Source organism: Pseudomonas sp. PSKL.D1 (assembly GCF_028898945.1).
Taxonomy (GTDB): Bacteria; Pseudomonadota; Gammaproteobacteria; order Pseudomonadales; family Pseudomonadaceae; genus Aquipseudomonas.
This window is the reverse complement of sequence record NZ_CP118607.1, coordinates 3,003,210-3,029,788: the sequence shown is the minus strand read 5'-3', so window position 1 is coordinate 3,029,788 and position 26,579 is coordinate 3,003,210. Positions and strand designations below refer to the sequence as shown.

20 protein-coding genes are annotated in these 26,579 nt (G+C 62.2%); 11 read left to right on the top strand and 9 right to left on the bottom strand.

Annotated features, from left to right (window positions below; translation table 11 throughout):
- Positions 1-28: 28 nt before the first annotated feature.
- On the bottom strand, positions 29-2,029 hold the full coding sequence (locus PVV54_RS13465; protein WP_274905719.1) for a peptidase U32 family protein: 2,001 nt from the start codon (positions 2,027-2,029) through the stop codon (positions 29-31).
- A 242-nt stretch (positions 2,030-2,271) separates the two neighbouring features.
- On the opposite strand from PVV54_RS13465, the gene PVV54_RS13460 reads away from it, so the two are divergent.
- Together PVV54_RS13460 and PVV54_RS13455 are read left to right on the top strand one after the other, a co-directional pair.
- On the top strand, positions 2,272-4,461 hold the full coding sequence (locus tag PVV54_RS13460) for an OsmC domain/YcaO domain-containing protein (RefSeq protein ID WP_274905718.1): 2,190 nt from the start codon (positions 2,272-2,274) through the stop codon (positions 4,459-4,461).
- A gap of 70 nt (positions 4,462-4,531) precedes the next feature.
- Positions 4,532-5,746 (top strand): YeeE/YedE family protein, encoded by a 1,215-nt coding sequence (locus tag PVV54_RS13455; protein ID WP_274905717.1) that lies wholly within the window; start codon positions 4,532-4,534, stop codon positions 5,744-5,746.
- A gap of 44 nt (positions 5,747-5,790) precedes the next feature.
- Here PVV54_RS13455 and PVV54_RS13450 read toward each other — a convergent pair whose 3' ends face one another.
- Positions 5,791-6,120 carry a hypothetical protein gene (locus PVV54_RS13450; RefSeq protein WP_274905716.1) on the bottom strand — a complete coding sequence of 110 codons (330 nt, stop codon included), beginning with the start codon at positions 6,118-6,120 and terminating at the stop codon, positions 5,791-5,793.
- 80 nt (positions 6,121-6,200) lie between these two features.
- On the bottom strand, positions 6,201-6,938 hold the full coding sequence (locus tag PVV54_RS13445) for a GntR family transcriptional regulator (protein ID WP_274905715.1): 738 nt from the start codon (positions 6,936-6,938) through the stop codon (positions 6,201-6,203).
- 117 nt (positions 6,939-7,055) lie between these two features.
- Between PVV54_RS13445 and PVV54_RS13440 the strand changes: the two genes are divergently transcribed.
- The 3 genes from PVV54_RS13440 (at position 7,056) to PVV54_RS13430 (ending at position 10,605) form a co-directional block, all read left to right on the top strand.
- Positions 7,056-8,411 carry a class-II fumarase/aspartase family protein gene (locus tag PVV54_RS13440; protein WP_274905714.1) on the top strand — a complete coding sequence of 452 codons (1,356 nt, stop codon included), beginning with the start codon at positions 7,056-7,058 and terminating at the stop codon, positions 8,409-8,411.
- Between the two features lie 62 nt (positions 8,412-8,473).
- Positions 8,474-9,775: a cation:dicarboxylate symporter family transporter gene (locus PVV54_RS13435; RefSeq protein WP_274905713.1), complete on the top strand. Its 1,302-nt coding sequence runs from the start codon at positions 8,474-8,476 to the stop codon at positions 9,773-9,775.
- A gap of 80 nt (positions 9,776-9,855) precedes the next feature.
- Complete coding sequence (locus PVV54_RS13430) at positions 9,856-10,605, top strand: FadR/GntR family transcriptional regulator (protein ID WP_274905712.1); 750 nt, start codon at positions 9,856-9,858, stop codon at positions 10,603-10,605.
- A 151-nt stretch (positions 10,606-10,756) separates the two neighbouring features.
- Here PVV54_RS13430 and PVV54_RS13425 read toward each other — a convergent pair whose 3' ends face one another.
- From PVV54_RS13425 to PVV54_RS13400, 6 genes are all read right to left on the bottom strand, one after another.
- Positions 10,757-12,337, bottom strand: a complete 1,581-nt coding sequence (locus PVV54_RS13425) for an aldehyde dehydrogenase (NADP(+)) (protein ID WP_274905711.1) — start codon at positions 12,335-12,337, stop codon at positions 10,757-10,759.
- Between the two features lie 148 nt (positions 12,338-12,485).
- A complete protein-coding gene (gene garD / locus PVV54_RS13420) occupies positions 12,486-14,039 on the bottom strand; it encodes a galactarate dehydratase (RefSeq protein WP_274905710.1) in 1,554 nt (517 codons plus the stop codon).
- Between the two features lie 77 nt (positions 14,040-14,116).
- Positions 14,117-15,478 (bottom strand): MFS transporter, encoded by a 1,362-nt coding sequence (locus PVV54_RS13415; protein ID WP_274905709.1) that lies wholly within the window; start codon positions 15,476-15,478, stop codon positions 14,117-14,119.
- Positions 15,479-15,581: 103 nt separating this feature from the next.
- Positions 15,582-16,493, bottom strand: coding sequence for a 5-dehydro-4-deoxyglucarate dehydratase (gene kdgD, locus PVV54_RS13410; protein ID WP_274905708.1), 912 nt, complete (start codon positions 16,491-16,493; stop codon positions 15,582-15,584).
- Between the two features lie 452 nt (positions 16,494-16,945).
- The gene (locus PVV54_RS13405) at positions 16,946-17,752 is read right to left on the bottom strand and encodes a gamma-glutamyl-gamma-aminobutyrate hydrolase family protein (protein ID WP_274905707.1); all 807 of its coding nucleotides are present in this window, start codon (positions 17,750-17,752) and stop codon (positions 16,946-16,948) included.
- 295 nt (positions 17,753-18,047) lie between these two features.
- On the bottom strand, positions 18,048-19,292 hold the full coding sequence (locus tag PVV54_RS13400) for an NAD(P)/FAD-dependent oxidoreductase (protein ID WP_274905706.1): 1,245 nt from the start codon (positions 19,290-19,292) through the stop codon (positions 18,048-18,050).
- 126 nt (positions 19,293-19,418) lie between these two features.
- Between PVV54_RS13400 and PVV54_RS13395 the strand changes: the two genes are divergently transcribed.
- The 6 genes from PVV54_RS13395 (at position 19,419) to tpx (ending at position 26,439) form a co-directional block, all read left to right on the top strand.
- Positions 19,419-20,444, top strand: a complete 1,026-nt coding sequence (locus PVV54_RS13395) for an Ldh family oxidoreductase (RefSeq protein WP_274905705.1) — start codon at positions 19,419-19,421, stop codon at positions 20,442-20,444.
- Positions 20,445-20,564: 120 nt separating this feature from the next.
- Entirely contained in the window at positions 20,565-21,761 is a 1,197-nt protein-coding gene (locus tag PVV54_RS13390; protein ID WP_274905704.1) for an amino acid aminotransferase, read from the top strand.
- A gap of 228 nt (positions 21,762-21,989) precedes the next feature.
- Positions 21,990-22,538 (top strand): hypothetical protein, encoded by a 549-nt coding sequence (locus tag PVV54_RS13385; protein WP_274905703.1) that lies wholly within the window; start codon positions 21,990-21,992, stop codon positions 22,536-22,538.
- A gap of 14 nt (positions 22,539-22,552) precedes the next feature.
- The gene (locus PVV54_RS13380; RefSeq protein ID WP_274905702.1) at positions 22,553-24,283 is read left to right on the top strand and encodes a hypothetical protein; all 1,731 of its coding nucleotides are present in this window, start codon (positions 22,553-22,555) and stop codon (positions 24,281-24,283) included.
- A 211-nt stretch (positions 24,284-24,494) separates the two neighbouring features.
- A complete protein-coding gene (locus PVV54_RS13375; RefSeq protein WP_274905701.1) occupies positions 24,495-25,772 on the top strand; it encodes a serine/threonine transporter in 1,278 nt (425 codons plus the stop codon).
- A 166-nt stretch (positions 25,773-25,938) separates the two neighbouring features.
- Positions 25,939-26,439: a thiol peroxidase gene (gene tpx / locus PVV54_RS13370; protein ID WP_274905700.1), complete on the top strand. Its 501-nt coding sequence runs from the start codon at positions 25,939-25,941 to the stop codon at positions 26,437-26,439.
- Positions 26,440-26,579 lie beyond the last annotated feature (140 nt).

The following is a 26,579-nucleotide window of genomic DNA, read 5'->3' as shown; positions in this document are numbered from 1 at the left end:
GAAAGGGCTGCGCAGCAGCCCCCGGCCCTCAATGCGGCGCGCGAGGAATGGTCTTCAGCAAATCCTCAGGGCTGATATGCCCCACCACCTGTGCCACCGCACTCCCCGGCGTCGGCAAGTCAATGATGTGGCTCTTCATCTTGCCCACCACATGCATCTCGCACGGCTTGCAGTCGAACTTCAGGGTCAGCACTTCATCGCCCTGAATCAGCTGCATCGGCGCCACCTTGGTACGCACGCCGGTCACTCCCTTGGCCTGTTTCGGGCACAGGTTGAACGAGAACCGCAGGCAGTGCTTGGTGATCATCACCGGCACTTCGCCGTGCTCTTCGTGGGCCTCGTAGGCCGCGTCGATCAACTGCACACCATGGCGGTGGTAGAAGTCACGGGCCTTCTGGTTGTACACGTTGGCCAAAAACGACAGGTGCGACTCGGGGTACACCGGCGGCGGCGTGGTCTCTGCCTTGCGCGCGCCACGCGGGTGGGCCTTGATGCGTGCGGCGGTCAGCGCCTCGATGGCTTCGCGGCGCAGGGCCTTGAGCTGCGAGTTGGGGATGAAGAACGCCTGCGGTGCATCCAGCTCGATGGCATTGGCGTGGTACATCGTGGTACCCAGCTGGCCGAGCAGGTCGTGCAACTGGTCCAGCGCCTGCTGTGGCTTGTTGGCCGGGCCGAACGGGCCGTCCAGCGCCACTTGGACGCTCACGCCTTCTTCACTGCTGGCCGTCAGCATCAGGCGCTGCTCACGCAGCACGGCGTGCCATTCAACGCCCACCCGGCGCTCGGCCGAGGTGCGTTGCAGGGCCTGCTGCCAGTTGTGGTCCAGGTTGCGCGACAGCGGGTGGTTCGGGCGCAGCTTGTGCAGGCCTTCAGGCATCTCGTTGGGCTCGACCCGGTAACGGTAGCGCTTCTGGCCGTCTTCCTCGAACTCGCCACGCGGTTCTGCAATGTTGGCACGGAAGCCCACCACCTCACGCTTGACCAGCACGTTCAGGCCGTCACCGTTGGTCAGCGGTACCTCGGTAACCACCTGCATGTCGCGCTTGCCGACCTTTTCCACTACGCCCACCGGCAAACCGGTGAAGGTAGGCGAGTCGAAGGCGCCGATGTCCACCTTGCGGTCGGTGACGAAGTAGTCGGTGCTGCCTCGGTGGAAGGTTTTGTCCGGGTCGGGCACGAAGAAGTGCTCGGTGCGGCCGCTGGAGGCACGGGCCAGCTCCGGGCGGCCTTCCAGGATGGCATCCAGCTCTTTGCGGTAGTGGGCGGTAATGTTTTTCACATAGCCCACATCCTTGTAGCGGCCCTCGATCTTGAACGAGCGCACGCCGGCATCGACGAGGTCGGCCAGGTTGGCGGTCTGGTTGTTGTCTTTCATCGACAACAAGTGCTTCTCGAACGCCACCACACGGCCCTGGTCGTCCTTGAGCGTGTACGGCAGCCGGCAGGCCTGGGAGCAGTCGCCACGGTTGGCGCTGCGCCCGGTCTGGGCATGGGAAATGTTGCACTGGCCAGAGAATGCCACGCACAGCGCGCCATGGATGAAAAATTCGATGGCGGCGTCGGTTTCGGCGGCGATGGCGCGGATTTGCTGCAGGTTCAGCTCACGGGCCAGCACCAGCTGCGAGAAGCCGGCCTGGTCGAGGAACTTGGCCCGCTCCAGGGTACGGATGTCGGTCTGGGTGCTTGCGTGCAGCTCGATGGGCGGGATGTCCAGCTCCATCACCCCCAGGTCCTGCACGATCAGCGCGTCCACACCGGCGTCGTAGAGCTGGTGGATCAGCTTGCGCGCTGGCTCCAGCTCGTTGTCGTGCAGGATGGTGTTGATGGTGGTGAACACGCGCGCGTGGTAGCGGCGGGCGAATTCGACCAGTTCGGCGATTTCGCCGACCTCGTTGCAGGCGTTGTGGCGCGCGCCGAAGCTCGGGCCGCCAATGTAGATGGCGTCAGCGCCGTGCAGGATCGCCTCACGGGCGATGCTCACGTCACGGGCAGGGCTGAGCAGTTCCAGGTGGTTCTTTGGAAGGGACATGTCGTTATAGGTTCGGGCTGTCACGGTAGGGCGGCATTGTAACGGTGAAATGGCCTGTCTCGCCAATGGGCACTATCAGACAGTTGCTCCCACCCTGTAGGAGCGGATTTACCGAGACGTCGGACCGCCGCGATGCGCCGCGCGAGCGGCGCCCCCGCACAGGTAAACAGGACTTCCGGGGTGAAAACCCGGATAATGCCGCCCATTCTCGTTTCGCACGCTTAAATCACGGTAAATCCCGCATGGAAATCAAAGTCAACTTCCTCGACAACCTGCGCCTTGAAGCCAAGTTCGACGACTTCACGGTGATCGCCGACCAGCCGATCCGCTACAAGGGCGATGGCTCGGCGCCAGGGCCGTTCGACTATTTCCTGGCCTCGTCGGCCCTGTGCGCGGCTTATTTCGTCAAACTGTACTGCCAGACGCGCGACATCCCTACGGAAAACATCCGCCTGTCGCAGAACAACATCGTCGACCCGGAAAACCGCTACAACCAGATCTTCAAGATCCAGGTCGAGCTGCCCGAGGACATTTCCGAGAAGGACCGCCAGGGCATCCTGCGTTCCATCGACCGCTGCACGGTCAAGAAGGTGGTACAGACCGGCCCGGAGTTCATCATCGAAGAAGTCGACAACCTCGACGCCGATGCCCTGGGCCTGTTGATGCCGGTGGCCGAAACCACCACCTACATCCCCGGCAAGGACCTGCCGCTGGAGCAGACCATCGCCAACATGTCCGCCATCCTGGCCGGCCTTGGCATGAAGATCGAGATCGCCTCGTGGCGCAACATCGTGCCGAACGTGTGGTCGCTGCACGTGCGCGATGCCCAGTCGCCGATGTGCTTTACCAACGGCAAGGGTTCCACCAAGGAAGCCGCGCTGGCCTCGGCGCTGGGCGAGTTCATCGAGCGCCTTAACTGCAACTTCTTCTACAACGACCAGTTCTGGGGCGAAGACATCGCCAACGCGCCGTTCGTGCACTACCCGAACGAGCAATGGTTCAAGCCGGGCGTGAAAGACGCACTCCCACAGGAAATACTCGACGCCTACTGCCTGGAAATCTACAACCCCGACGGCGAGCTGCGCGGCTCGCACCTGTACGACACCAACTCGGGCAACACCGAGCGGGGTATCGTTTCGCTGCCGTTCGTGCGCCAGTCGGACGAGCAGGTGGTGTACTTCCCGTCCAACCTGATCGAAAACCTGTTCCTGAGCAACGGCATGAGCGCCGGCAACACCTTGGCCGAGGCCCAGGTGCAGTGCCTGTCGGAAATCTTCGAGCGGGCGGTCAAGCGTGAAATCCTGGAAGGCGAGCTGTGCCTGCCGGATGTGCCGCAAGAGGTGCTGGCCAAGTACCCAGGCATTGTTGCCGGTATTCAGGGCCTGGAGGAGCAGGGCTTCCCGGTGCTGGTCAAGGACGCGTCGCTGGGCGGCGAGTTCCCGGTGATGTGCGTGACCCTGATGAACCCGCGCACCGGCGGCGTGTTTGCCTCGTTCGGCGCGCACCCGAGCTTTGAAGTGGCGCTGGAGCGCAGCCTTACCGAACTGCTGCAGGGCCGCAGTTTCGAAGGCCTCAACGACCTGCCGCAGCCCACCTTCGAAAGCCACGCGCTGACCGAGCCGAACAACTTCGTGGAGCACTTCATCGACTCCAGCGGCGTGGTGTCGTGGCGCTTCTTCAGTGCCAAGGCCGACTTCGAGTTTGTCGAATGGGACTTCTCCGGCCACGGCGAAGACTCCAACGCCCAGGAGGCCGCCACCTTGTTCGGCATCCTCGAGGCGATGGGCAAGGAAGTGTACATGGCCGTGTACGACGACCTGGGCGCCACCGCGTGCCGCATCCTGGTGCCAGGGTATTCCGAGATCTACCCGGTCGAAGACCTGATTTGGGACAACACCAACCGCGCACTGGCCTTCCGCGCCGACATCCTCAACCTGCACAGCCTGGAAAACCGTGGCCTGCGCGCATTGCTCAAGCGCCTGGACAACTGCGAGGTGGACGATTACACCACCATCACCACGTTGATCGGTGTGGAGTTCGATGACAACACGGTGTGGGGCCAACTGACCATTCTTGAGCTGAAACTGCTGATATGCCTGGCGCTGAAGCGCTTCGAGGATGCCAAGGAGCTGGTTGAAGCATTCCTGCAGTTCAACGACAACACCGTGGACCGTGGCCTGTTCTACCAGGCGCTGAACGTGGTGCTGGAGGTGCAGCTGGACGATGAGCTGGACATGGCCGACTACGAGGCCAACTTCCGCCGCATGTTTGGCAACCCGCGCATGGATGCAGTGCTGGGTTCGGTCGACGGCAGCGTGCGCTTCCATGGCCTGACCCCGACCAGCCTGAAGCTCGAAGGGCTGGACCGCCACCTGCGCTTGATCGAGAGCTACAAGAAGCTGCACGCGGCGCGGGCCAAAGCCGCTTCCTGACCGCTGCGCAACATCATTTTGCCCATGGGGTTATACTCGCCGCCCGTTTTACTGTAATCCGAGTATTCCCATGGGGCTTTCTGCAACCGCCACACCCGAACCGCGCCGTTTCGGCGCGCCTCTCATTGCGCTGGGCCTGCTGTTGGCCGGTGCCTGGTTTCTCAATCTCAATGCCGGCTTCAAGCAGGTGCTGTTGCTGCTGGTCGGCGCGGCGCTGGGCTTGACCCTTTACCATGCCGCGTTCGGCTTCACCTCTGCCTGGCGGGTGTTCATCAATGAACGCCGTGGTGCCGGCCTGCGCGCGCAGATGGTCATGCTGACCCTGGCTGTGCTGCTGTTTTTCCCGGCGCTGTCGGCAGGCACGCTGTTCGGCAACCCGGTCACGGGGCTGGTCGCGCCTGCTGGCGTGTCGGTGGTGTTCGGTGCCTTCATCTTTGGCATCGGCATGCAACTGGGCGGCGGCTGCGCCTCGGGCACGTTGTTCACCGTGGGCGGTGGCAACGCGCGGATGCTGGTGACGCTGCTGTTCTTCATCATCGGCTCGGTTGCCGCCACCCACCATGCTGACTGGTGGTTTGCTCTGCCGTCGTTCCCGGCCACTTCAATCGTCAAGGTGTGGGGCGTAGCGCCTGCGCTGCTGGTGAGTGTGGTGGTGTTCGCGCTGATCGCGTGGGCAACCGTGGTACTGGAAAAGCGCCGCCACGGCGCTCTGGAAGCCCCGGTGAGCAGTGAACATCAAGGCCTGCGCCGTTTACTGCGCGGCCCTTGGCCACTGCTGTGGGGTGCAATTGCCCTGGCGCTGCTGAACTATGCCACGCTGGCCCTTGCCGGGCGCCCGTGGGGCATCACCTCGGCCTTTGCACTGTGGGGCGCCAAAACCCTGAATGGCTTGGGTGTGGACGTTGGCAGCTGGGCATTCTGGCAAATGCCGGCCAATGCCAAAGCGCTCGCTTCGCCGGTGTGGCAGGACATCACCACGGTCATGGACATCGGTATCGTGCTCGGGGCGTTGCTGGCTGCCGGCCTTGCTGGCCGCTTCGCTCCAAGCCTGAAGATCCCGCTGCCCTCGCTGATTGCGGCCGTGATTGGCGGCTTGTTGCTGGGTTACGGTTCGCGCCTGGCCTATGGCTGCAACATCGGTGCTTACTTCAGCGGCATTGCCTCGGGCAGCGTACATGGCTGGCTGTGGCTGGTGGCGGCCTACACAGGCAACCTGATTGGCGTGCGCCTGCGGCCGTTGTTCTTTGCCGGTGAGCGCCGCCCCGTCGCGTTGTCCGGTTGTTAATCCAGTAGTTTAAATAAGGCCTTTAAGTCTATGATTTAAAGGCCTTATTTTTTGGCTAACGCGTGCTGCGCGCATTGCTCGTAATAGGTTTGCTTGATCGCAGCGGGCTTGAGGCGTGAGCGGCTGTTGTAGGTTTGCTCGGTGATGCCGAAGGCGGTCATGCGCATCCACGGCTTGGGGAACTTGCGCGCCTGCAGCTTCTTGCGTGTGGCGTACAACGTTACCCCGGAAAGCTTGGCCTGCTGGGCTTCGGCGGCAATTTGGGCGCCCCAGCCGCATACGTGGCGATCATTTTGGCTCAGCGCCCTGGCCTGGGCTGCGAAGGCGGTCGTGGCCAGCAGGCAGCCGGCCATCGTTGCTAGAAATACTCGCATGTTGCTGTCCTAAGCATCTGAAGATGAAAGGAGTTTGCCTTTCATCGGCAACGCTGGGGGCCATTATTTTGCCGCCCGTCTCAGCTTTGGGCCTTGTCTCTGCGCATTTGCGTGACCAGGGTGAAGCGGTCGTCCGGGTGCACCGTCTCGGACACCGCCATCAGTCCCCCGGCATCATCCCGGTACTGGCGCAGGATCTTCAGCCCTGGCGACCCGGCCTCGGCCTTGAGTACGCGGGCCAGCTCGGCCGGCAGCAGCACTGCGCGCACCTGCTGGTCGACCACGGCGATGGCCCGCCCGAAATGCTGCTCGATCAGGCTGGCGATGAGTTGGTCGGGGTGCTCCCGGGCCAGGTCGATGACGTCGGCGTAATCGCGCTGGGCATAGACGTCGGTCCAGCACAGTGGCGCGGCATTGTGCTGGCGGTCGACGCGAATGCTCGACACGCAAAAGTAATGTTCCCCCGGCACCAACCCCAGCCGCGCAGCCTCGCTCAGGTCGGCGACGAAGTGGCGCACGTTCTGGATTTCCCGTTGCTGGGTTTCGGCCAGGTGCGCCAGGTCCGACACGGTGGCCAACGACTGCGAGTAGCCGCCCCGTGGGCTGCTGGCCTCGACCCGTGTACCCACGCGCTTGCGCCGGGACACTAACCCCTGGTTCAGCAACTGGTTGATGGCTGCACGCACCGTGTGCCGGCTCACTTCATACAAGTCACACAGCTCGAACTCGGTGGGCAGCAGGCTGCCCACGGGGTAGCGGCCGCTGGCAATGCCTTCCATCAAGTCCTTGGCCACCACGGCATAACGCGTTTCGTTCATACCTTCGGTCTGTCCCGTCAATTTCACCGGTTGACAGTGTAACAGCGGCAGGGCAAGAATTATGTACGGACATAAATAATATGTACGCTCAATAACAACATTTCAGGATGCCTGCCCATGTCCACTACCGTTTTTGACTCCACCCTGTTCCGCGACATGTTCGGCACTGCCGAAATGCGTGAGGTGTTTTCTGACCGCGCATTGATTGAACGCTACATCGAAGTCGAAGTGGCGCTGGCCAAGGCCGAGGCGCGCTGCGGGGTCATTCCTGTAGAAGCCGCGGCACAGATCGCCGAGCTGTCGCGTTACGACGCCCTCGACCTGAAGCTGATGCAGCACGAAACCGAAATCGTCGGCTACCCGATCCTGCCGCTGGTGGAGCAACTGTCGAAATTGTGCGGTGACGCCGGTCGCTTCGTGCACTGGGGCGCTACCACGCAGGACATCATGGACACGGCCGTGGTCCTGCAGGTGCGCGCCGCGCTGGCCATCGTCGAACGCGACGTGCAGGCCGTGCGTGGCCTGCTGGCGGAACTGGCGCAACGTTACCGCGACACACCGATGGCAGGCCGCACGCACCTGCAACACGCGCTGCCGATCACCTTCGGCTACAAGTGCGCGGTATGGCTGAGCATGTTCGACCGCCACGCCGAACGCCTGGTCGAGTTGCGCCCGCGGGTGGAGGTTGGGCAATTCGCCGGTGCTGCCGGCACGCTGGCCTCGCTGGGTGACAAAGGCCTGGACGTGCAGGCGGCGTTGATGGCCGAACTGGGCTTGGGCGTGCCGCAGGCTACCTGGCACGTGGCCCGCGACGGCCTGGCTGAGACGCTGAACTTCCTTGGCCTGGTAACGGCTTCACTGGGCAAGGTGGCCCTGGACATCATGATGATGATGACCAGCGAGCTGGGCGAAGCCTACGAGCCGTTCGTCAAAGGCCGGGGCGCCAGCAGCACCATGCCGCAAAAGCGCAACCCGATTTCCTGCGAGTTGATGTACGCCGCCGCCAAGGGCGTACGCCAGCAGGCCGGGCTGATGCTCGACGCCATGATCCAGGACTTCGAGCGCTCCACCGGCCCATGGCAGGCCGAGTGGATCGCCATCCCTGAAGCCTTCGCCCTGACCGGCGCATCGCTGGGCCAGGCGCGCTTCATGCTGGCCGGGCTGGATGTGCGCACCGAGCGCATGCGCAAGAACCTCGACATGACCCAGGGCCTGATCGTTGCCGAAGCCGTGATGATGGGCCTGGCACCGGCGCTGGGCCGCCAGGTGGCGCACGACGTGGTATATGCCGCCTGCCGCATGGCCAACGATCAGGGCATCAGCCTGCTGGAAGCACTGCAGGCCCAGGGTGAGGCCACCGCGCAACTGGACCTGGCAACCCTGCAGCGCCTGTGCGACCCGGCCAACTACCTGGGCCTGGCGCCACAAATGGTCGACCTGGCGCTGGCGCGCCCGGGGGCCGTTGCACGCTGATGTTGCTCGGGCCTGGCCGTGCGCCAGGCCCCCTCGATTACAAGAACAATGAGAACACAACCATGTCTTCCACTTCGAAAAAGCCGCTGTACAAGGACCTGACCTTCCAGGTTGTCGCGGCGATGCTGCTGGGCATCGCCTTTGGTTTCATCGCCCCCGAGCTGGCTGCCAAGTTCAAGATCCTCGGGGACATTTTCCTTAAACTGATCAAGACTGCCGTGGCCCCGCTGGTCTTCTTCACCGTGGTCCACGGCATCGCCTCAGCCGGCGACATCAAGCGCGTCGGCAAGGTCGGCTGGCGTGCGCTGGTGTACTTCGAACTGTTGTCGACCCTGGCCCTGGCCATTGGCTTGCTGTGGGGCAACCTGATCGGCATCGGCTCGGGCATGCACGATGCCCACCCCAGCAGCGCTACATCGGCGGCGGCTACCGCGGCGGTTGCCAAGGGCCATGCGCCGACGTCGACCATGGACTTCATCTACGCCATCTTCCCCGACAACTTCGTCGGTGCCTTCGCCGGTGGCCAACTGCTGCAAGTGCTGGTGATCGCCGTGCTGTTCGGCTTCGCGCTGCTGGCCCTCAAGCATGAACGGCGCGCGGTGATTGAAGACGGCTTGAACCGCGTCTCGGAGTGCTTCTTCGAGTTCATCAACCTGATCATGAAATTCGCGCCGTTGGGGGCATTCGGCTCGGTTGCGTATGCCGTGGGCAGCAATGGCACGGCGGTGCTGATGTCGCTGGCCAACCTGGTGCTGATGTTCTACCTGGCCGTGGCGTTCTTCCTGTTTGTGGTGCTGGGCGCTGTGTGCCGACTTTCGGGCTTCAGCCTGTGGCGCTTTTTGCTGTACATCAAGGACGAGATCTTCATTGTGCTGGGCACTGCGTCGTCCGAAAGTGCCTTGCCACGCCTGCTGCAGAAGCTTGAGAAGTTCGGCTGTTCCAAGCAAAGCGTCGGCCTGGTGCTGCCCACCGGTTATGCGTTCAACCTGGACGGCACGTCAATCTACATGTCGCTGTGCGTGCTGTTCATTGCCAACGCCTATGGCGTGCCGTTGGGGTGGGAGCAGCAGTTGGGTATTCTGGCGATCATGCTGGTGACCTCCAAGGGCGCGGCAGCGGTATCGGGCGGCAGCTTTGTGGTGTTCGCCGCCACCGTCACGGCCATTGGTGTGCTGCCCGTGGAAGGCCTGGCGCTGCTGTTCGGGGTATACCGCTTCATGTCCATGGCCATCGCCACCTGCAACACCATTGGTAACAGCGTGGCAACCGTGGTGGTGGCTAAGTGGGCCGGTGAATTCACCGAACAGGCCGCGCGTGAGGAATACGCCCGCGTGTTGGGGCGGGCACCGGGCGCTGCCCTGTAATAAATACCGCGCCGGGTGGATGTGATCGTACAACCGCTTGCGCTATCATGACCGCTGGCTTTCTAGGTGAAATTCAGGGCATGACAGAGCAGCAGGTACAGGCAAAGACCCGGCGCAAACCACGCAGTCTGGCCCAGGAACTGGTCACGGTACTGACCGAACGCATCCGCAGCGGCCAGCTCAAGCGTGGCGACAAGCTGCCGACCGAATCGCAGATCATGGCCGAGGAGGGCGTGAGCCGCACCGTGGTGCGTGAGGCCATCTCGCGCCTGCAGGCGGCGGGGCAGGTCGAGACCCGCCATGGCATCGGAACGTTCGTGCTGGACGTGCAGACCACCGGCGGCTTCCGCATCGACCCGGCCACGGTGGTGACACTGCGTGAAGTGCTGGCGGTGCTGGAGTTGCGCATTGCCCTGGAGATCGAGTCGGCGGGCCTTGCGGCGCAGCGTCGCAGCGATGATGAGCTGGCCGGCATGCGCTCGGCACTGGACGAACTGAACGAAGGCGCGGCCCATGCCACCGACGCCGTGTCGGCAGACTTCCAGTTCCACCTGCGCATTGCCCAGGCCAGCGGCAACCACTACTTCGCCGACATCATCAACCACCTGGGCACCAGCATCATCCCGCGCACCCGGTTGAATTCGGCGCGCCTGGCGCATGATGACCAGGCACATTACATGGGCCGGTTGATGCATGAGCACGAGGCTATTTACGAGGCCATTGCCCGGCGCGACAGCGAAGGGGCGAAGATGGCCATGCGCATGCATCTGAGCAACAGCCGCGAGCGCTTGCGCCAGGCGCATGAAGAAGCCGAAGCGCAATCTGTGTAGGAGCGGCTTTAGCCGCAAACACCGGCATGGCCGGTGCCAGGCACCGCGTCGCCTGCTTCGCGGCTGAAGCCGCTCCCACAGGGTACGCGTTCTGCCTGTACCGAAAATGAAAAACCCCCGCATGTGCGGGGCTTTTTCATACCTGAGGCAATCAGATCGCCCCATCACTCCACTGCCCGTTGACCAGGCGACGCAGCCCCAGCGGGTTGCCGTCACGCAGCGCCTCAGGCAGCAACGCCTGCGGGTAGTTCTGGTAGCAAACCGGGCGCAGGAAGCGGTCGATGGCCAAGGTGCCGACCGAAGTGCCCCGGGCGTCGGAGGTGGCCGGGTACGGCCCACCGTGGACCATGGCGTCACACACTTCAACGCCGGTCGGGTAGCCATTGATCAGGATACGGCCGACTTTTTCTTCCAACAGCGGCACCAGCCAGGCGTAAGCTTCGAAGTCCTCCGCTTCACCGATCAAGGTGGCGGTCAGCTGGCCACGCAGGCCGAGCAGGGCGGCACGCAGCTGGTCGTTGTCCTGCACTTCGACGGCAACGGTGGTCGGGCCAAACACTTCTTCCTGCAGCAGCGGGTCGGCGTTCACCAGCAGGCTGGCATCGGCTTTGAACAGCTGGGCGCGGGCCTGGCTGCCTTCCTGTGCCTGGCCGGCCAGGTGCTGGATGCCAGCGTGGGCCTGCAGGTGCTCCAGGCCGCCGACGTAGCTGCGCAGGCCGCCGGCGTTGAGCATGGTCTGGCCAGCCTGGGCGTCCAGGTGTTGGCCAAGGTCAGCCAGCAGTTGGCTGAACTGTGGCGATTGCAGGCCGATGACCATGCCCGGGTTGGTGCAGAACTGGCCCGCACCCATGCACACGGAGCCTGCCAGCTCGCGGGCAATGGCTTCGCCGCGCTTGGCCAGGGCGCCCGGCAGGATGATCACCGGGTTGATGCTGGACATCTCGGCGAACACCGGGATCGGCTGCGGGCGCTCGGCGGCCAGGCGGCACAGGGCGTCGCCGCCGTTGAGCGAACCGGTGAAGCCAACGGCCTGGATGGCCGGGTGCTTGACCAGCGCCTCGCCCACGCGGCTGCCGAAAATCATGTTGAACACGCCCTTGGGCATGCCGGTGCGCTCGGCGGCGCGGATGATGGCGGTGCCCACCAGGTCGGCGGTAGCCATGTGGCCGCTGTGGGCCTTGAACACCACCGGGCAACCGGCGGCGAAGGCGGCGGCGGTATCACCACCGGCGGTGGAGAAGGCCAGCGGGAAGTTGCTGGCACCGAACACGGCCACCGGGCCAACGCCGATGCGCATCTGACGCAGGTCGACGCGGGGCAGCGGTTGGCGGTCAGGCAGGGCGAGGTCGATGCGCGCGCCCAGGAAGTCACCACGGCGCAGCACTTGGGCGAACAGGCGCATCTGGCCGCTGGTGCGGCCGCGCTCGCCTTGAATGCGTGCGGCGGGCAGGGCGGTTTCGCGGCAGACCACGGCAACGAAGGCGTCGTCCAGTTCATCCAGCTCGGCGGCGATGGCGTCGAGGAACTCGGCGCGGCGAGCCGGGCTCAGTTGGCGGAATTCGGCGAACGCAGCTTTGGCGGCCAAGGCAGCCTGGTCCACTTCGGCCTCGGTGGCCTGGGCGAAGCTGTAGGGCAGGGCCTCACCGGTGGTGGCGTCCAGGCTCTGCAGGCGTTGCGGGCCGGCGGCGCTGCGTGCGCCTGCGATGAAGTTGTGGCCGAGGATCTCTGGCATGGGGTGCTCCTGTAAAGAGAGTGAAGTAATGAATGCTTTGCCCGGCCCTTGTAGGAGCGGATTTATCCGCGATGCAGGCAACGCGGTACGTGGCACCGGCTTTGCCGGTGATCGCGGATGAATCCGCTCCTACAGGGGATGCGGGCCATCAGGTAATGGGCGCCGGGTTGAACAGGGTGATGTCATTGTGCAGCTTGTGCTGCTCGGCCCAGGTCTGCTTGCGGCCACTGGCCACGTCCAGGTAATAGTGGAACAGCTCCCAGCCTAGCTCTTCGATGCTGGAGCGGCCGCTGGCGATGCGCCCGGCGTCGATGTCGATCAGGTCGGGCCAGCGCTGGGCCAGTTCGGTACGGGTGCACACTTTCACCACCGGCGCCATGGCCAGGCCGTATGGCGTGCCGCGGCCAGTGGTGAACACATGCAGGTTCATGCCGGCAGCCAGCTGCAGCGTGCCGCAGACAAAGTCACTGGCCGGGGTGGCGCAGAAAATCAGGCCTTTGCGGGTCACCCGCTCGCCAGGGCCAAGTACGCCCTGGATGGCGCCGCTGCCCGACTTGACGATCGAACCCAGCGACTTCTCGACAATGTTCGACAGGCCGCCTTTCTTGTTGCCCGGCGTGGTGTTGGCACTGCGGTCGGCCGCGCCCTGTTGCAGGTAGCGGTCGTACCAGTCCATCTCGCGCACCAGGGCTTCGGCAACATCCTGGTTTTCGGCCCGGGAAGTGAGCATGTAGATGGCGTCGCGCACTTCGGTCACTTCCGAGAACAGCACGGTGGCACCGGCACGCACCAGCAGGTCGGCCGCGTAGCCCAGTGCCGGGTTGGCGGTGATGCCCGAGAAGGCGTCGCTGCCACCGCACTGCATGCCCAGAATCAGCTCGCTGGCCGGCACGGTTTCACGGCGGCGCTGGTCGAGTTTTTTCAGGCGGGTTTCTGCCAGCTCCATGATCTGCTCGATCATTTCCACAAAGCCAAGGCTGGCGTCCTGCAGGCGGTACAGCCAAGGTTCGCTGAGGTCCACCGAGGGGTCGTTGTCGTGCATCACCTGGCCGGCCTGCAGCTTTTCGCAGCCCAGGCTGATGACCAGCGCTTCGCCACCCAGGTTGGGGTTGCGTGCCAGGTTGCGCACGGTACGGATGGGGATGTACGCGTCGCGGGCGTTGATGGCTACGCCGCAGCCGTAGCTGTGGGTAATGGCCACCACGTCATCGACGTTGGGGTATTTGGGCAGCAGTTCGGCGCGGATGCGTTTTACGGCAAAGTCCAGCACGCCGGTCACGCACTGCACAGTGGTGGTGATGCCGAGGATGTTGCGGGTACCGACGGTGCCGTCGGCGTTGCGGTAGCCTTCGAAGGTGAAGCCTTCCAGTGGCGGCAGGGCGTCGGGCACTGCATCGCAACGCGGCAGGCTGTCCAGTTCCGGGGCGGACGGCATGGCCAGCTGGCTTTCCTGCACCCAGCTGCCCTGGCGCAGGTCTTCCAGTGCGTAACCGATGATCTGCCCGTAACGGCGCACCGGCTCGCCCTTGGCGATGAGCACGGTGGCAACCTTGTGGCTTTGCGGCACCCCTTCAACCAGGGTCAGGCCGTCGGCGAAGCGGGCGCCTTCGCCCAGGCCGCCGTCATTGACCACCACCACCACGTTGTCGTCTTCGTGCAGGCGCACGTAGCGGGGCGATTCGGAATGTTCGATCAACTGCATGTTCAGGCCCTGTCTGTTTGTTCTCAGGCTTTGTACATCCGCCCGCACCCGGTGTTACCCGGGGCGGGCGTGTTCACTCAGTGGCGCGAGCCGGCCAGTTCACCGCTGCCGGCAGGTTCCGGCTTTGGCGTGGCATCATCCTTGAGTTCGATACGCTTGATCGGGCCGACGATCACCAGGTAGCTGAAGACCGCTACCAGGGCGTTGGCACCTACATACACCAGTGCCCACTTGAACGAGCCAGTGGCGCTGATGATGTAGCCGATGACGATCGGGGTGGTGATCGAGGCAATGTTGCCGAAGGTGTTGAACAGGCCGCCCGACAAGCCGGCGATCTGCTTGGGCGACGTATCGGCAACCACAGCCCAGCCCAGCGCACCAATGCCTTTGCCGAAGAAGGCCAAGGTCATGAAGCCGACCACCATCCATTCGGCGTCAACGTAGTTGCAGAAGACCATGGTGGTCGACAGCATCAGGCCGCAGACGATCGGCAGCTTGCGCGAGAAGGTCAACGAGTTGCCACGGCGCAGCAGCCAGTCAGAGATTACGCCACCCAGTACACCTCCAATGAAGCCGCATACCGCAGGCAGCGAAGCGATGAAGCCCGCCTTGAGGATGGTCATGCCGCGTTCCTGTACCAGGTACACCGGGAACCAGGTGAGGAAGAAGTAGGTGATGGCGTTGATGCAGTACTGGCCCAGGTACACGCCCAACAGCATGCGGCTGGTCAGCAATTGCTTGATGTAGCCCCATTTCGGGCCGTCGTTGCCGCGTTTCTGGTCCATGTCCACCAGGCCGCCGTTCTGCTCGATGTGCTCAAGCTCTTCGGTGCTGATGCGCGGATGTTGACGGGGGTTGTAGATGGTCTTCAGCCACACGCCGGAGAACACGATGCCCAGGGCACCCATGACCACGAACACGTGCTCCCAGCCGAAGCTGAACACGATCCAGCCCATGATCGGGGCGAACAGCGCGGTGGCGAAGTACTGCGCCGAGTTGAAGATCGCCGATGCGGTGCCACGTTCCTGAGTCGGGAACCAGGCCGCGACGATACGCGCGTTACCGGGGAACGACGGGGCTTCGGCAAAACCGACGAGAAAGCGCAGGGTGAACAGGGTTACAACCGCCCACGCCACTGGCAGGCCACCGACAAACCCCTGCAACAGGGTGAACAGCGACCAGGTGAAGATACTGAAGGCGTAGACGTTTTTGGAGCCGAAGCGGTCCAGCAACCAGCCGCCGGGGATTTGCCCGGCAACGTAAGCCCATCCGAAGGCGGAGAAGATATAACCGAGGGTTACGGCGTCAATGCCGAGGTCTTTCTGCAGGCTGGAACCTGCAATGGCGATGGTGGCTCTGTCGGCATAGTTGATCGTGGTCACCAGAAACAGCATGAACAGGATCAGGTAGCGCACATGCGTCTTTTTACTCGCTTGCATGCTGGTAAATCTCCCACTAGTTATTTTTGTGCGGGCTCACGAGTTGTAGCCGGAGTGGGGTTACCCACTCCGGATGCGGCAATGGCAGGCCGCGGGGGTTCGCTTATTGCGGACCCATCTTGTCCATCAGAGCTGCGAGCATTTCATATTCTTCGTTGGTCAGGTCGGTCAGCGGGGTGCGCACCGGGCCTGCGTCGTAACCGGCGATTTTGGCGCCCGCCTTGACGATGCTGACGGCGTAGCCGGCCTTGCGGTTACGGATGCTCAGGTACGGCAGGAAGAAATCGTCGATCAGCTTGTTGACGGTGGCGTGATCGTCCTTGGCGATGGCGTGGTAGAAGTCCATCGCGGTTTTCGGCACGAAGTTGAACACGGCCGACGAGTAAACCGGTACGCCCAGCGCTTTATAAGCAGCAGCATACACCTCGGCGGTCGGCAGGCCACCCAGGTAGCTGAAGCGGTCACCCATGCGGCGACGGATCGACACCATCAGTTCGATGTCGCCCAGGCCGTCTTTGTAGCCGATCAGGTTAGGGCAGCGTTCGGCGAGTTTTTCCAGCAGGTCGGCGTTCAGGCGGCAGACGTTGCGGTTGTAGACGACCACGCCGATGTTGACCGATTTGCACACCGCTTCAACGTGGGCGGCAACGCCGTCCTGGCTGGCTTCGGTCAGGTAGTGCGGCAGCAGCAGCAGGCCCTTGGCGCCCAGGCGCTCGGCTTCTTGCGCGTATTCGATGGCCTGGCGGGTGGAACCACCGACGCCGGCGAGGATGGGTACCGACTTGGCGCAGGTGTCGACGGCAGTCTTGATCACCTGGCTGTATTCGCTGGCGGCCAGCGAGAAGAACTCACCGGTGCCGCCGGCGGCGAACAGGGCGCTGGCACCGTACGGGGCAAGCCATTCCAGGCGCTTGATGTAGCCCGCCTGGTTGAAGTTGCCCTGGGCATTGAAGTCGGTGACCGGGAAAGACAGCAGGCCGTGGGAGAGGATGGATTTCAGTTCTTGTGGAGTCATTGTTGTTGGCATCCTGTGGCGCTTTGGGGTGAAGGGTGTGTTGCTGCGTTGGAGGTAAGTTATCGTACAACTAGGGCGATGACTAGTCCCCGTGGGAAATTTTTTTGGCGAGGTGAAAGGCTCTAATTTTGTGGTGGGGCGGATATCCAGCGCGGCTTTGCGCCGCATCGCGGATAAATCCGCTCCTACAATTGCTGCAGCCTGCCCTGTAGGAGCGGATTCATCCGCGATGCGCCGCAAAGCGGCGCTCGATCTAACAGGCGCAGAACATCCTGCGACGACCATATCGGGTCATCGTATCTCTTAATAATGGGAAGAAAAAAACGATCGCGGAGACAGGCACACGCCCGCCGCCCGCTTCCACGGGAGGTGTTCTGGGACCAGCAGAGGGTGACCGGGGAAGCGGGGGCGACCTTGCGCCGCCCCGCGATCAAAGCTAACGAAGCTGAATGTCAGGCGGCCTGTTGGCGCTTGAGGGATTTGCGCACCTGGGCACGGCAGGCATCACCAAAGGCCTGGAAGATCTTGATCGAGTCCGGGTTCTTGGCCGCTTGCCATTCCGGGTGCCACTGCACCGCAAACAGGAACGGCGAAATGCTCGGGGCGTGAATCGCTTCGACCAGGCCGTCTTCTGCATGGGCGATTGGCTCGATGCCCGCGCCAAGCTTGCGCAGGCCCTGGCCATGCAGCGAGTTGACGCGAATCTCGTCAGTGCCCAAGGTATCGCGCAGCCAGCTGCCCGGCTTGATCTTCACGCCGTGAACCTGTGCGTATTGCACCTCGACCGGGTCTTCCGGGTTTTCCCGGTGGTCGTTGAAACCAGGCTCGGCGTACACCTTCTGGTAAATGTCACCACCCAGTGCAACGTTGATTTCCTGCATGCCACGGCAGATGCCGAAGATTGGCAGGCCGCGCTTGAGCGCCGCTTTTACCAGCGGAATGTCGAACAGGTCGCGGTTCTGGTCCTGGCCTTTGCCGGGGGTTTCGTTTTCCTGGCCGTACAAGGTCGGGTCGATGTTGCTGCCGGCCCCGGTCAGGTAAACGCCGTCGGCCATGTCCAGATAGGTTTCCAGGTCATCGATGCCGCAGCAGGTGGGCACCAGCACCGGCACGCAATCGGAGAACTCGACCAGCGGGGTGATGTATTTGTGGGTCATGACCTGGTAGTCATGGCCTTTGCGCTCTTGGCTGCCCATGGTCATCAGGACGACGGGTTTGCGCAGGGAAGGTTGCTTGTTGCCAATGTTGCTGTTGGACATATGTCACCTTATGGCAGGTTCAACCTGCCGTTGTTGTGCAGGTGCACGGCGCGGGGCCTGGTGTGCTACCTGAAGCCCCGAGCACTGCCGGCTCATCGAGGGACGATGCCGGTCGGGGCTTGTAGATAGCTTGCCAGAGCCGTTCGATATGTCAAACGAGCGTGTAGGGGGTTAACCCCCGTATTTTGGGGCTGGGGATGCCTCAAACCCTCAGCCGGCAAGGGTTTGGCAGACGGTTGGGTCAATTATATTTAACGGCGCAGTTGGATGATTGCAGCCGTGCAATGTTCGCCACCTACAAGAACCGCGCCGCGCTATAGGGCTGCGGGTCGGTGAAGGGTTTTGCGCCTGTCACCAGCTCCGCCATCAATCGCCCGCTGACCGGGCCCAGCGTCAGCCCATGGTGCGCATGGCCAAAGTTGAACCACAGGCCTTTGTGCAAGGGTGCGGGGCCGATCACCGGGCGCATGTCTGGCAGGCAGGGGCGGCGGCCCAGCCAAGGGGTATCGTCCAGGCGCTCGCCCAAGGCCGGGAACAGCGCGCGAGCCAGCGTTTCGCAGCGGTTGAGCTGGATCTGATTGCCGGGCGCTGAACTGGCAGCAAACTCGATGCCGGTGGTCAGGCGCACGCCCCGGGCCATCGGCGCCAACACGTAACCGCCCTGGGTATCGCAAATGGCGTGTTGCAGCCGGGCGCCATCGCGGGTGCCGTAATGCATGTGGTAGCCACGTTTGATGCCCAGCGGGATCTTGTAACCCAGCTGTTCGTACAGCTCGGCGGACTGCGGCCCCAGGCAAGCCACCACTTCATCGGCGCTGATGGCCCCGCGCTGGCTGCTTACCTGCCAGCTATCGCCCACCTGTTTCAGGCTGCGCGCGTCACCGTGCAAAAACTGCCCGCCACGTTGCACGAACAGGGCTGCGTAGCCGCGGGTGAGGGCGCCCGGGTCGCGCACGGTCTTCGGGTCCAGCCAATGGATGCCGCCCACTGCTCCCATGGCAAGTTGGGGTTCACGCGCCTGCAGTTGCGCCTGTTCGAGTATTTCGTATTGCAAGCCGTAATGCGCAAGCCCTTTGAGTTCGGCCTTGGCCTGCTCGAACGCGCTTTGATCACGGTACAGCTCGATCCAGCCCTTGGCCTCCACCAATGCCTCCAGGCCGGCAGCGCTGATCAGCGGGTCATGCTCTTCGACGCAGCGCTGCACCAGCGGCAACATGTCGGCCGCGGCCCCTGCCAGCCGCGCGGGTGCCGACTGGCGCCAATACTTCAGCAGCCAGGGGGCCGCCTTAGGCAGGTGCGCCAGGCTGTAGCGCACATCCGGCTGGCGGTTCAGGCCATAGCGAACCAGCGCGCCAAGCTGGCGCGGGAAGGCGTAAGGGATCACGCTGGAGCGCTCGATCAGGCCGGCATTGCCATGGCTGGTGCCACTGCCCGGGTCATTGCGGTCAATCAACGTGACCTGGCGCCCGCGTGCCTGCAACTGCAGGGCAGTACTGACGCCGACGATGCCTGCGCCCAGCACAAGGGTTTGGCAATGCATGTGGATTTCCTCTGGCTTGGTGTTGTTTGCCTGGCGGCCCTTGAGGTTAGATAGCAATCGATCGTTGGGAAAGGCTTTCCCGTTGCTTGCGCTGTTGCCATGCCAAAACCAATAAAGGAGCTACAGATGTCTGCACCCTCCACCCACCCGATCGTGCGGGTGCCGTTTACCGAACTGCAGGCACTGCTGCAGGCGATTTTCCAGCGTCATGGTTGTAGCGAGGCGGTGGCGGGCGTGCTTGCCCAAAACTGCGCCAGCGCCCAGCGTGACGGCGCCCACAGCCATGGCGTGTTCCGCATTCCGGGGTATGTCTCGACGCTGGCCAGCGGCTGGGTCGATGGGCGTGCCACGCCTGAGATCAGCGACGTGGCGCCGGGCTATATCAGTGTGGATGCCGCTGGCGGCTTCGCCCAACCGGCCCTGGCGGCTGCGCGGCCTTTGCTGGTCGAAAAGGCCCGCAACGCCGGGATTGCCGTGCTGGCGATCCACAACTCGCACCATTTCGCCGCGCTTTGGCCGGATGTCGAGCCATTCGCTGAAGAGGGGCTGGTGGCCTTGAGCGTGGTCAACAGCATGACCTGCGTGGTGCCCCACGGCGCACGCAAGCCCCTGTTTGGCACCAACCCCATTGCCTTTGCCGCCCCTTGCGCGGAGTTTGACCCGATCGTGTTCGACATGGCCACCAGTGCCATGGCCCATGGTGACGTGCAAATCGCCGCGCGGGCCGGCCAAACCTTGCCCGAAGGCATGGGTGTGGATGCGGCGGGGCAGCCCACCACGGACCCGAAGGCCATCCTCGAAGGCGGTGCACTGTTACCCTTTGGCGGGCACAAGGGTTCAGCGCTGTCGATGATGGTGGAGCTGCTGGCGGCGGCGTTGACCGGCGGGCATTTTTCGTGGGAGTTCGACTGGTCAGAGCACCCGGGGGCCAAAACGCCGTGGACCGGGCAGTTGATCATCGTGATTGACCCGAGCAAGGCCGAAGGTGAGCGGTTTGCCCAGCGCAGCCGTGACCTGGTTGAACAGATGCAGGGCGTGGGGCTGACGCGCATGCCGGGGGAGCGGCGCTATCGGGAGCGTGAAGTGTCCGAGCAGGACGGGGTGGCAGTGGGCGTACAGGAACTGGCTGAACTGAAAGCGTTGCTGGGTTGATTCGGCCCTTGTGCAATGTTGCATAGACAACCTTGCACTTATGTGATGTTCCTTGGTCCCGAAGCCGGGTATCCTCAGGGCAGTCATTCCGAACTGTCCTGATCCAAGGAGCTGCACGCTGTGTTCAAACATGTCGATGCCTATGCCGGCGACCCGATCCTCTCGTTGATGGAAACCTTCAAGGCCGACCCGCGCGCCGACAAGGTCAACCTGAGTATCGGCCTGTACTACGATGAGGCCGGCGTGGTGCCGCAGCTGGCGGCGGTCGATGCGGTGGAAACGCGCATGGCTGGCCAGGCTCACGAAGCCTCGCTGTACCTGCCGATGGAAGGCCTGGCCAGCTACCGCCAGGCCATCCAGGCACTGCTGTTCGGCGCTGATCACCCGGCCGTTACCGGCAAGCGGGTGGCCACAGTGCAGACCGTTGGCGGTTCCGGCGCACTGAAAGTGGGTGCCGACTTCCTCAAGCGCTACTTCCCGCAATCCGAAGTGTGGGTGAGCAACCCGACCTGGGACAACCACCGCGCCATCTTCGAAGGTGCCGGTTTCAAGGTGAATAGCTACCCGTACTTCGACCAGGCCACCCGTGGCGTGGACTTCGACGGCATGCTGGCCACCCTGCAAACGTTGCCGCAAAACAGTGTGGTGCTGTTGCACCCGTGCTGCCACAACCCTACCGGTGCCGACCTGGAACAACACCAGTGGCAGCAAGTGGTTGAAGTGGTCAAGGCGCGTCAGCTCATCCCGTTCCTCGATATCGCTTACCAAGGCTTCGGCGAAGGCCTGGTCGAAGACGCCTTCGCCATTCGCGAAATGGCGCGCGCCGGCGTGCCGTGCCTGGTCAGCAACTCGTTCTCCAAGATCTTCTCGCTGTACGGCGAGCGGGTAGGGGGGCTGTCGGTGGTGTGTGACGATGAAGCCACCACCCAGAGCGTACTGGGCCAGCTCAAGGCGACCGTACGCCGCAACTACTCCAGCCCGCCCAACTTCGGTGCCCAGCTGGTTGCTGGCGTGCTCGGTGATGCAGCCCTGAATGCCCAGTGGGCAGCTGAAGTCGAAGTGATGCGCAAGCGTATCCTCGACATGCGCCAGGCGCTGGTCGATGCATTGGCGGTGTTGCTGCCGGGCCAGGACTTCCAGTTCTTCCTGCGCCAGCGTGGCATGTTCAGCTACACCGGGTTCAGCGTCGAGCAGGTGCGTCGCCTGCGTGACGAGTTCGGTGTGTATCTGATCGACAGCGGCCGGGTGTGCATGTCGGGCCTGCGCCCGGCCAACCTGCAACAGGTTGCCGAGGCGTTTGCGGCCGTTCAGAAATGATGTGACCGCCCGGGCGCGATACGGCGCGCTATCGGCACCCGTCAGTAGTGGGTTGCCAACAGGAAGACAAAAGGCAATTGGCCCCCGGGGCCAATTGCCTTTTTTAGTTATCAAGGCTGAGACGATCTACGATGGAAACACGTTCAGCTTTGTTTGACCATGTTGTTTCATACACCATCTCGCAACCAAGTACTGTTTAAAAATTACTACTTTGCGAGGGATGAAGAGATGGCGAAAGTCAATGCATGGTGTAGGGCGCTAAGTGTGGTGTGCTGCCTGATTGCGGCGCCGGCAGTGGTGGCCGAGCCACGGGATTCTGTTTTTGTCCTGGTGCCTGAAAATAAAGATCTCCAAAGCGCAGTCGGGCAGTGCCGCCAGGCAATTGATCAGGTTGAAAAAGTGATCAACTGGCAGATAGCCGCACTTGAAGTTTCCCTCGGTATCCCACCGAAACAGGCGGCTAATTACAAAGAGCTGGGCCCCCTGATTGCTGCGCTTCTGGCGAAGGACGCCAGCATGGCCGCGGTAAAAGAAAACCAGGCAACATTCAGTGTTGACAAGGCGTCCGCGTACAAAAAATTCAACGACTTCGCCTTTGACTGGAAGTTGTGTTTCAGGGAAGGCGGGAGCGTCAAGTCCTGTCGCACCGAAACTGGCGACGCATTCAAGTCAGGCATGCTGGCGGCAAGCCAGTTATTCGAAAACCAGCTGAATAAACTCGACCGGCCAGAGTTCCTGATGTCGCACAGGCAAGCTTGCCATGTCGTGAATATGTGAGCAGGGGTTCAGAAATGACAAATTACTTGTCACCTACCAGTCGCAATCTATTACTGGAGTATGAAATTTCTTCGCACGTGGAAGCACTGATTGGTGCGACGACTTTAAAAGCCCCAAACAGCGCGTCCCCCTTGGTGAAGTGCTTTGTGAGTAAAGTTGAGGGTAACTTCAGTTTCGAGACGATTGAGCGAGATGTCGAGCATGCCGTCGACCTGTTGTTCATCGCCTACAACGCTACGCCGTTACGTTACTCGCAGCAGCGGATTGCAATCAGCCATGTGATGGATAACTTTGTGGATGTGCAGCAGGCAGCCGAGTTTGCCATTCAGGATTCGATCCGTGAGGCCGCTGCAATTCGCAAGAAGCTGGATGCCGCCATGAAGAAGTGGTTGCCCATCAGGCGCAGCAACGATGCCGACCAGATCAAACAGTGTGTACTTACCGAGTTGCGACCGCTGGCCAGCTACATCATCGAGGTGGCAACCGCCGTTGAGGCGGGGCTGAGCGGGATAGTCAGGCAATATGACGCCATCATCAAGGCGGCAGAAAACTGTACTGCCCGCAGCGAAAAAGACTTGGGAAATGCGATCAAGCTTGAACGCAGCGTGTTGGATGACATTAACAAAGCCAAGGCTGACCGTGATCGCCTTGACTCGTCGGTTGCGGATTTGCGCAAGGAAATCGATCGCTTCAGGGCGTTGGCGCAGAGTTATCGCAAGCAAGCCGACAGCCAGGAAAAGAGAGCGTTTTGGCAAAAGCTCGTCAACGTCGTGGTTCATGTGTTCGTTCCCATTGTTCCACTGGTTGCTGGCAAGGCGATAGGGGCCGGTGGGGTTGGCACTCAAGCGGCACTTGATGAAGTGCAGATAGGCGCAGAGGACGTGGTCAAAAAAAATGACTTGCAAGCGCAAATCAAAGCGCAACAAGCGGTTGTGAAAAGCACGCAGGGCGACGTCGCGCAGCTTGAGGCTGCGGTGGCGGCGGGCAAAACCGAACTGGAAAAAAACCAGCAGACCAAGCGACTGGCCGCCGAGCGAACCAAGCTGGCTTCAGAACAGACCAAGCTTGTCAAACTGGAAAGCCAGCTGGCTGAGCTGTTACGTAAGATTGACAAGGCGACCAGCAGTGACAAGCCCAAAGAACAAAGCTTGCGACAGGCCCAGTACGCCATGATGAACAAGGTCAGGGCCTACAGGCGCATTGAGTCTGAGCAGGTGCTGGAGCTGCGCAAGGTCAAGAACCTGTTGACGAAGAAACAGGACGAGAAGCGTGATGTGGAGTTGGTCCTGCGCTGCCTCAACATCAGCGTTTCCGCGCTCAAGCGCTGCAAGGAAGTGCTGCTGTCGGTCGCGGCCCTGTTCCAGTCGTTCGCCGAGTTCATGCAGCTCATTGTTGATGAGGCTCAGTTGCGGCTGGAAGAGTTTGATCAGGTAGAGGCAAAGTCACAATTACGCAAGCAGTACCTTGAGCACCTGAAAGAAAGCAATGATCGCTTTTTCATCACGCAAACCGCTGAATGGCTTGCAGTGGGCCTGGTGGCGGACAAGTGCGAAAGGGTGCTCAACGGCAGCTGGACCAAACTGTGTGAATTGACCGGCGACCATATTACCCGCCTTAGAATTGATCAGTTCCTGGCGGACGCTTCGATAAAGCTGGAGGCCATCGCCGAAGAACGCGAGGCGTTCACGCACCAGCAACTCGTATCGATGGACCACTACGAGAACGAATTGAAAAAACAGGCGTGAGTCCAGGGAGGTGATGGCGGCGTGCTCGTCACCGGGAGGGCGGCAGGTAACACCTTGATGTCATGACAAGTGCAACCGTCCCTCGGGCGGGGCTTTCCAAAGTGCAACCTTTCAGCGCACAATCGCGCCCCTCTTTCTGGTTGGGGGCGCGAGGCTTCTGTTTCGCCACTCCCAGCCCTGTTGCAGTCTTGCGAGTGGAGCTACACCCGGAATGAATGAGCAGGCCCCAAGCGTCGAACGGCGCTTCGAAGAATCGACCCCGGCAGCCCTGGGCAGCTGGTCGCGTCATGACACCACCTGGATGCTGGGCCTGTTCGGCACCGCCATTGGCGCCGGCACGCTGTTCTTGCCGATCAACGCCGGCCTTGGCGGTTTCTGGCCGTTGCTGATCCTGGCCGCGCTGGCCTTCCCGATGACCTATTACGCCCACCGCGGCCTGACCCGCTTTGTGCTGTCCGGGCGCGGCGGAGACATCACCGAAGTGGTCGAAGAGCATTTCGGCATCAAGGCCGGTGCACTGATCACGGTGCTGTACTTCTTCGCGATCTTCCCCATTCTGCTTATCTATAGCGTGGCGCTGACCAATACCGTCAGCAGCTTCATGGAGCACCAGTTGCACATGGTGCCGCCACCCCGTGCGCTCCTGTCGTTCGTGCTTATCCTGGGCCTGCTGGCCATCGTGCGTTGCGGTGAACAGGCCACGGTCAAGGTCATGAGCCTGCTGGTTTACCCGTTCATCGTTGCGCTGGCGTTGCTGGGCCTGTACCTGGTGCCGCACTGGACCGGCGGCATTCTCGACAGCGCCAACCAGTTGCCAAGCGGTTCGGCCTTCCTGCACACGGTGTGGTTGGCGATCCCGGTGATGGTGTTCTCGTTCAACCATTCGCCGATCATCTCGGCCTTCGCGGTTGACCAGAAGCGCCGTTACGGTGAACACGCAGACCAGCGCAGTGGCCAGATCCTGGCGCGTGCCCACCTGCTCATGGTGGCCATGGTGCTGTTCTTCGTGTTCAGTTGCGTGCTGACCCTGGACAGCGCCCAGCTGGCTGAAGCCAAGGCGCAGAACCTGTCGATCCTGTCGTACCTGGCCAACCACTTCAGCAACCCGACGATCGCCTTTGCAGCGCCGCTTATTGCTTTCATCGCCATTGCCAAGTCGTTCCTGGGCCACTATATCGGCGCCAGTGAAGGCCTGAAGGGCATCATCGGCAAAACCGGCCTGCGCCCGGGCGCCAAGGCGCTGGACCGTATGGTTGCCGCGCTGATGCTGGTGGTGTGCTGGGTTGTCGCCACGCTGAACCCGAGCATTCTGGGCATGATCGAATCGCTGGGCGGCCCGATCATCGCGGTGCTGCTGTTCCTGATGCCGATGTACGCCATCCGTCGCGTGCCGTCGATGCGCAAGTACAGCGGCGCGTTGTCGAACGTGTTCGTGGTGGTGGTGGGGCTGGTCGCGCTGACCTCGGTGGTGTACGGCCTGCTGGGTTGATCGTGCATCCGCTGTAAGAAATGCCCGGATGGCTTGTAGCCATTCGGGCATTTTTTTGTCCACAAAAATTGTCCGGCAATACAACAATTTACAGCCCCCCATAGGCACCCGCCGTTCTTCGTGATTAACTCAGTGTCCTTTTCAAACCCGTATAAGGAACACGTTCATGGCTCAAGTGACTCTCAAAGGCGGCCCGGTACAGGTCAACGGTGAACTGCCGAAGGTCGGCGCCCAGGCGCCAGCCTTCTCCCTGGTCGCTGGCAACCTGGCTGACACCTCGCTGAAAGACTTCGCCGGCAAGCGCAAGGTACTGAACATCTTCCCAAGCGTTGACACCCCAACCTGCGCCACCTCCGTGCGCAAATTCAACGCCCAGGCCAACGATGTGGCCAACACCGTGGTGCTGTGCATCTCCGCCGACCTGCCGTTCGCCCAGGCGCGCTTCTGCGGTGCTGAAGGCCTGGAGAACGTGAAGAACCTGTCGACCCTGCGCGGCCGTGAATTCCTCGAAGCTTACGGCGTTGCCATTGCAGACGGCCCGTTGGCCGGCCTGGCTGCCCGTGCCGTGGTGGTGCTGGACGAGAACGACAAAGTGCTGCACAGCGAACTGGTTGGCGAGATTGCCGACGAGCCGAACTACGAAGCAGCCCTGGCTGTATTGAAGTAAGGGGCTGGAGGGGGAACTCCCTGTCCTGTGCCCCCTCCAAGCAACACCCTGTAACGGCCCGGAACGCTTTCCGGGCCGTTTTCATTTAAAGTTCAACCTCTTGGCACCGTCAGACAAAGGTAAACCTCTGGTAAAGGCCC